At 36.0% G+C, this 4,947-nt stretch carries 7 protein-coding genes; 2 read left to right on the forward strand and 5 right to left on the reverse strand.

Features of this window, described 5'->3' with window-relative positions; translation table 11 throughout:
• Positions 1-839: caspase family protein (locus tag GSY74_RS04450; protein WP_164663903.1), on the reverse strand; the 839-nt coding region annotated here is incomplete at its 3' end.
• A 131-nt stretch (positions 840-970) separates the two neighbouring features.
• Here GSY74_RS04450 and GSY74_RS04455 point away from each other — a divergent pair.
• Both GSY74_RS04455 and truA read left to right on the forward strand, forming a co-directional pair.
• Complete coding sequence (locus GSY74_RS04455; RefSeq protein WP_164663904.1) at positions 971-2,002, forward strand: LptF/LptG family permease; 1,032 nt, start codon at positions 971-973, stop codon at positions 2,000-2,002.
• Complete coding sequence (gene truA, locus GSY74_RS04460; RefSeq protein WP_164663905.1) at positions 2,002-2,724, forward strand: tRNA pseudouridine(38-40) synthase TruA; 723 nt, start codon at positions 2,002-2,004, stop codon at positions 2,722-2,724. The genes GSY74_RS04455 and truA overlap by 1 nt, the downstream gene beginning before the upstream one ends.
• 31 nt (positions 2,725-2,755) lie before the next feature.
• Here the strand turns inward: truA and GSY74_RS04465 are convergent, their stop codons facing one another.
• Genes GSY74_RS04465 through GSY74_RS04480 form a run of 4 tightly spaced genes read right to left on the reverse strand, consistent with a single transcriptional unit; the run spans position 2,756 to position 4,819 of the window.
• Positions 2,756-3,259: a hypothetical protein gene (locus GSY74_RS04465; protein ID WP_164663906.1), complete on the reverse strand. Its 504-nt coding sequence runs from the start codon at positions 3,257-3,259 to the stop codon at positions 2,756-2,758.
• Between the two features lie 45 nt (positions 3,260-3,304).
• Positions 3,305-4,228 (reverse strand): glutaminase, encoded by a 924-nt coding sequence (locus GSY74_RS04470; RefSeq protein WP_164663907.1) that lies wholly within the window; start codon positions 4,226-4,228, stop codon positions 3,305-3,307.
• Positions 4,225-4,590, reverse strand: coding sequence for a hypothetical protein (locus tag GSY74_RS04475; protein WP_164663908.1), 366 nt, complete (start codon positions 4,588-4,590; stop codon positions 4,225-4,227). The genes GSY74_RS04470 and GSY74_RS04475 overlap by 4 nt, the downstream gene beginning before the upstream one ends.
• 28 nt (positions 4,591-4,618) lie before the next feature.
• Entirely contained in the window at positions 4,619-4,819 is a 201-nt protein-coding gene (locus GSY74_RS04480) for a hypothetical protein (protein WP_164663909.1), read from the reverse strand.
• Positions 4,820-4,947 lie beyond the last annotated feature (128 nt).

Here is a 4,947-nt window from a genome sequence, read left to right on the forward strand (position 1 = left end):
GTTTTGCTTTTGAAAAACTCTCCAATTGTCGTATATTTCAAAGAGGCATCCGATGCAGAGAGATTGGGGTGATGTGCTTCTGAACTAGTCTGATTGCAATACGCTATTATCTCTTGACCAATGTTTCTTTTTAAATCCATGAGCTTTAACCCTTTGCCTTTTCCATCTCTAAACTGATTGACAAAAGCATTGGTAAATAGACTTCCTCGTTTGGTAGCCAATGACTCTTCGTTATCTTGTGAAGCAGAAAATACAATATACGCTCCACTGTTTAACTTACTTTGCTGTGGTCTAAATGCTTTGGTTTTGACCACCCCATCCACAGCGTTGTTATTAGATAGACTTTTGGGTTTTGGCTTGTCTCCAAACGCTTTAAAAGCTGTACCACTATGACACGAATCCAAAACAATAAGCTTTTTGGCTGGAATATTGTTCAAATAACCATAGAGTGCATCATCGAGGAAAAGGTCATTGCTTTTTCCATCACTCAAAACCAGTGTCTCATCCTCTCCATCTGACTCATCACCATTTTTGTCTTTGATATGATAGCCGTGACCACTATAGTAGAAAACAAAGTCATCATCTTTGGTCAAGGCAGAGTATGAATCTAGTTGCTGACTCAAGTTCATCGACTCCTCATTAGAGAGTATCGTTGTATGAAATCCCCATTTTTCTAGGAGGCTTTTCATATTGGCAACATCTATATCTATTCCTACAAGGTCATCTGCTGTTCCTCTGTAGTCACTCACTCCGACTAATAGAGCCTCTTTTTGTGCTATTGATAGCGTTGTTAGTAGTGTTGCTAGAACTAAAGTTCTAAATACTTTTGAGATTATCATTTTTTTTCCTTAAATTATTTAATAGATTATAGTATTTTTTGATGAATATTTTATTAATGATGAATAAAGAGGCTTAACTTAAAAATAGTATAATTTCACAACAAGCTAAAAGAGTAAGGAGGAGTAGCAGTATGAATCTAGGCAAGGTAAGTCTCTCTAAATATATATCAGTAAACTTCACCAAAGCATTTATGACCATCTTTCTACCTATATTTTTCATAGGTTCGCTCGTTCTTATTATCACACTATCCTCTATAACCTCACTTATGCAGGTGAGCTTTATGGAGATGGTTCGTATTTTTGGTTACAAACTTCCACTTATTATCTTTTATAGTATTCCTGTATCGTTTCTCGTTGCTGTTGTTATCACTCTGCTTCGATTATCAGTGGAAAATGAGCTTATTGCACTTTTTGCACTTGGTGTCAAATCCAAACAGATAATGCGTCAGCTTTGGATTATCGCTTCACTATTTAGTCTGCTTCTACTAATTCTATCTCTACTAGAGATGCCTCAAGCCAAACAGAGATACAAAGCGTTTAAATCCTACAAGCTAACCCAAGCCAAAGTAAATATCAGCCCCTCTCGACTAGGACAGAAGTTTGGAGACCTCTTTGTCTATCTAAAAGAGAAAGATGGACAGAAGATGAAGGGTATTGTACTCTATACAAAGGATGAAGATGGTTCAAATAGACTCTTTATCGCCAAAGAGGCAGAGATAGATAATCTGAACTCTGCAATAACACTTACTCTAAAAGATGGAAGTGGATATACTTTTGATGACCGTTCACTAAAAGAGATTGACTATGATACTATGAAAATATTTCACTATATGGACTCCAATGCATACAACTATAGAAATGTCATAGAGTACTGGATAAACTACTCATACGATCCAAAAAGAAAAGGAGAAATTCTCTTTTTTATCTTTATCTCTCTTATTCCAATGTTGGGTCTATATATTGTCGCCTCTTTCTCTATTATCAACCCCCGATATCAGAAGAACTACGCCTATCCTATCTTGGCTCTTACCACTACAGCTCTATTTGTTATTGCTACTGCTCTAAAAAAAGATGGCTCTTTTTTAATCTTGGCTCTTACACTAGTTACTACTAGCACTCTTGGATGGTTTCTATTTCGACAAAAAGTATCGAGGTTCTTCTAATGCGAGTCAAAGCGGTCATAGCCTATGATGGAGGCTACTTCAAGGGTTTTCAAAAACAGAAGAGTACCAAATATACTGTAACTACCGCTATAGAATCCGCTCTCATATCACTTGGTATAGACTCTGAGATAAGAGGCAGTGGACGAACAGATGCAGGAGTACATGCGACAGGTCAGGTAATAGATTTTGAACTTCCTGATTTCTGGAAAGATTTGACTAAACTAAAAGAGGTTCTCAACAGAAAACTTAAACACATATCTTTTAAACATATCTCAAAAGTAAAAGATGATTTTCACTCAAGATTTTCTGCCAAAAGGCGTATCTATCGTTATATATTTAAAACTACTAGACCCTCAATTTTTGAGGAGAAATATATAGCATACTATCCAGTTTTTAGTGAAAAATTACTTCAACAAGCACTAAAAAAATTTGAGGGAGAGCATGACTTCTCTAACTTTCTAAAAACAGGGACTATTACACATTCAAATATTCGAACAATATATAGAGCTAGATATAAAAAATATAACAACTACCATATTATCTACTTTGAAGCCAATGGCTTTTTGCGTTCACAAGTTCGTATGATGACAGAGGTTGCTATGCAGGTAGCACTAGAGCAATTTAGTATTGAACAGTTGCAAGAACAGTTAGAAGTAAAAAAACGATATATAACTACACTAGCCCCTCCAGAGGGGCTTTATCTTGCTAGGATAATCTATTAATCTGTTGCAAAACTCATTTTTTATAAAAATTTTATTGACTCTTCTTCGCAGAAAAATTAGCACCTAACTTCTCAAAGAAGCTACCAATCTCAAGAATAGCCTCTACAGCCAACTTCTCGACATTCTCTCTTGAAACATTGAAATCCTCGCTAATACCTTTACCTTTTTTCTCCCAAAAATCTTCTGCTTCCATTTTGGCAAGATGGGCTTGGAGGGTTGCTGTATCCAGAGTGGTCTGCGTATCAGTAGATACCTTTGTCGCAAACTCCTCTATCCCTTTTTTCATTCCTTCCATCTTCTCTCGTGCCTCCATCGCACCAAGATGTGCCTGTAGAGTTGTCTCATCACCTACTTTTGAAATATTTTCAGATGCTCCATCAAGTTTTGAACTTATATCTGCAAAATTTTTCTTAAAATCACCCCAAAGTTCACTTACATTTTCAGATAAATCTTCTGCTATATCTTCAACCTTCCCCTCTAACTCTTTCATAGCTTTAGTTGATTTCTCCACTGCCTCTTTAAAATCTTTTTCCATGGTTGTTCCTTTTTTAATTGAGATGCTATATTATAACACTTTAGCCTAAAAAATACTCAATCCTGTTTTGGAGGTAAACATCTGTAGAGCCAAAGTTCCCGCATAGGAATTCCCATAACTATTAAGCCTTGGAGACCAAACAGCAATACTCATCACATCAGGAACCACCGCTACAATACCTCCACCCACACCACTTTTACCAGGTAATCCAACATTGTAAGCAAACTCTCCACTAGCATCATAATGACCACAAGTGAGCATCAGTGCATTGACTCTTTTTGCCTGTAATTCATTGAGAAATGATCTACCATTAATCGGATCTGTGCCATCAAAAGCCAAATAAAGCATGGCACGAGATAAATTCTCAGTATTCATAACAATAGCACACTGCTTAAAATAGGTCTGCACCACATTACGAACATCATTATCAAAGTTTCCAAAACTTTTCATTAAGTGAGCCAAGGATAGATTACGAGAAGCGTATTCCATCTCCGATTTGGCAACAGTGCTATCAAACTTTATCTCTTGATTGGCACTAATATCCCTAGCAAAGTTCAGTATCTTTTCAAGTGCAAGATAATCCCCACCATAATGACTCATCAAAGCATCCATCACCACAATAGCCCCTGCATTGATAAAAGGATTTCGTGGAATTCCCTGCTCATACTCTAGCTGAACCAGTGAGTTAAAGGCATTGCCCGAAGGTTCAACACCTACTCTTTTGTAGAGACTTTTAGAGTATATATTTATCGCCAAAGAGAATGCTAACACCTTTGAGATACTCTGTATAGAGAAGTCCTCTTGACTCTTGCCAACTGAAAATTGCTCTCCACTCTTTAGTGTAATAGTCATAGCAAACTGATTTGGGTCAACCTCTGCTAATGCAGGAATATAGTCTGCTACTTTGCCTTTTTGTAATGAAGGTTGTATCTCTTTTTCTATCTCTTTTAGTATTTGTTGATAATTCATTGCATCATAAATAGAGCATATTTTTTATCAGTGGAATTAAATCCAAAACCTACCAACTCTTGAAGATTATGCGCTTGACTCACTGCTAGTTTCACCTCATACATCAGCTCTTTTGTATCCAATATAAAAAGATGCTTTAGCAACTCTCCAACACTCAAAAGCTCTTTATCTTTTTCAACTATCAATATAAGCTCTTTGGATAGTTTATCTATCTCAAAAGAGCTTATAGGGGCTTCACCTGCATAGATTAGATTTTTCTTATCATTCTCATCCTCTTTTAGAAGCATCGCTGTTATGATGTAACTTTCATCATTTTGAATGCTTTCGCGTATATCTTCGATTAGGTCTATTATTAGTTTCACTGTTTTCCTTTTTGAGTCGAATTATACCCTACTTCATGGGTGAGAGTAGCTTACCTTTTTTGTCTATAACTCCCCACTTCCCACCAAGCATCATCCAATGCTCTCCATCTTGTTTTTTGGTGTGGGTGTGGTGTAGGGGTGTATTAAATTCTTTTCTGTTAGTGACAAGATTAATATAAACAGTACTATATTTACGATAAAATCGTCTTAAGATTTTAAAATTAGGCAATAAATATGCTAAAACGGTTTACAGTAGAGAATTTTTCGTCATATAGAGATGAAAATAGTTTGGATTTAACAGCAAGTATAGGTGATAATAAACACTCCACTCATCTATATGATTTTAAAAAAGTAAAA

Origin of the sequence: Sulfurovum sp. bin170 (genome assembly GCF_010892395.1) — a bacterium.
Lineage (GTDB): Bacteria > Campylobacterota > Campylobacteria > Campylobacterales > Sulfurovaceae > UBA1140.

What these genes read in the sequence shown, in the direction of transcription:
- truA (WP_164663905.1), top strand. Translation starts at nt 2,002, where the DNA reads ATGCGAGTCAAAGCGGTCATAGCCTATGATGGAGGCTACTTCAAGGGT.
- GSY74_RS04465 (WP_164663906.1), bottom strand. Translation starts at nt 3,259, where the DNA reads ATGGAAAAAGATTTTAAAGAGGCAGTGGAGAAATCAACTAAAGCTATG.
- GSY74_RS04455 (WP_164663904.1), top strand. Translation starts at nt 971, where the DNA reads ATGAATCTAGGCAAGGTAAGTCTCTCTAAATATATATCAGTAAACTTC.
- GSY74_RS04470 (WP_164663907.1), bottom strand. Translation starts at nt 4,228, where the DNA reads ATGAATTATCAACAAATACTAAAAGAGATAGAAAAAGAGATACAACCT.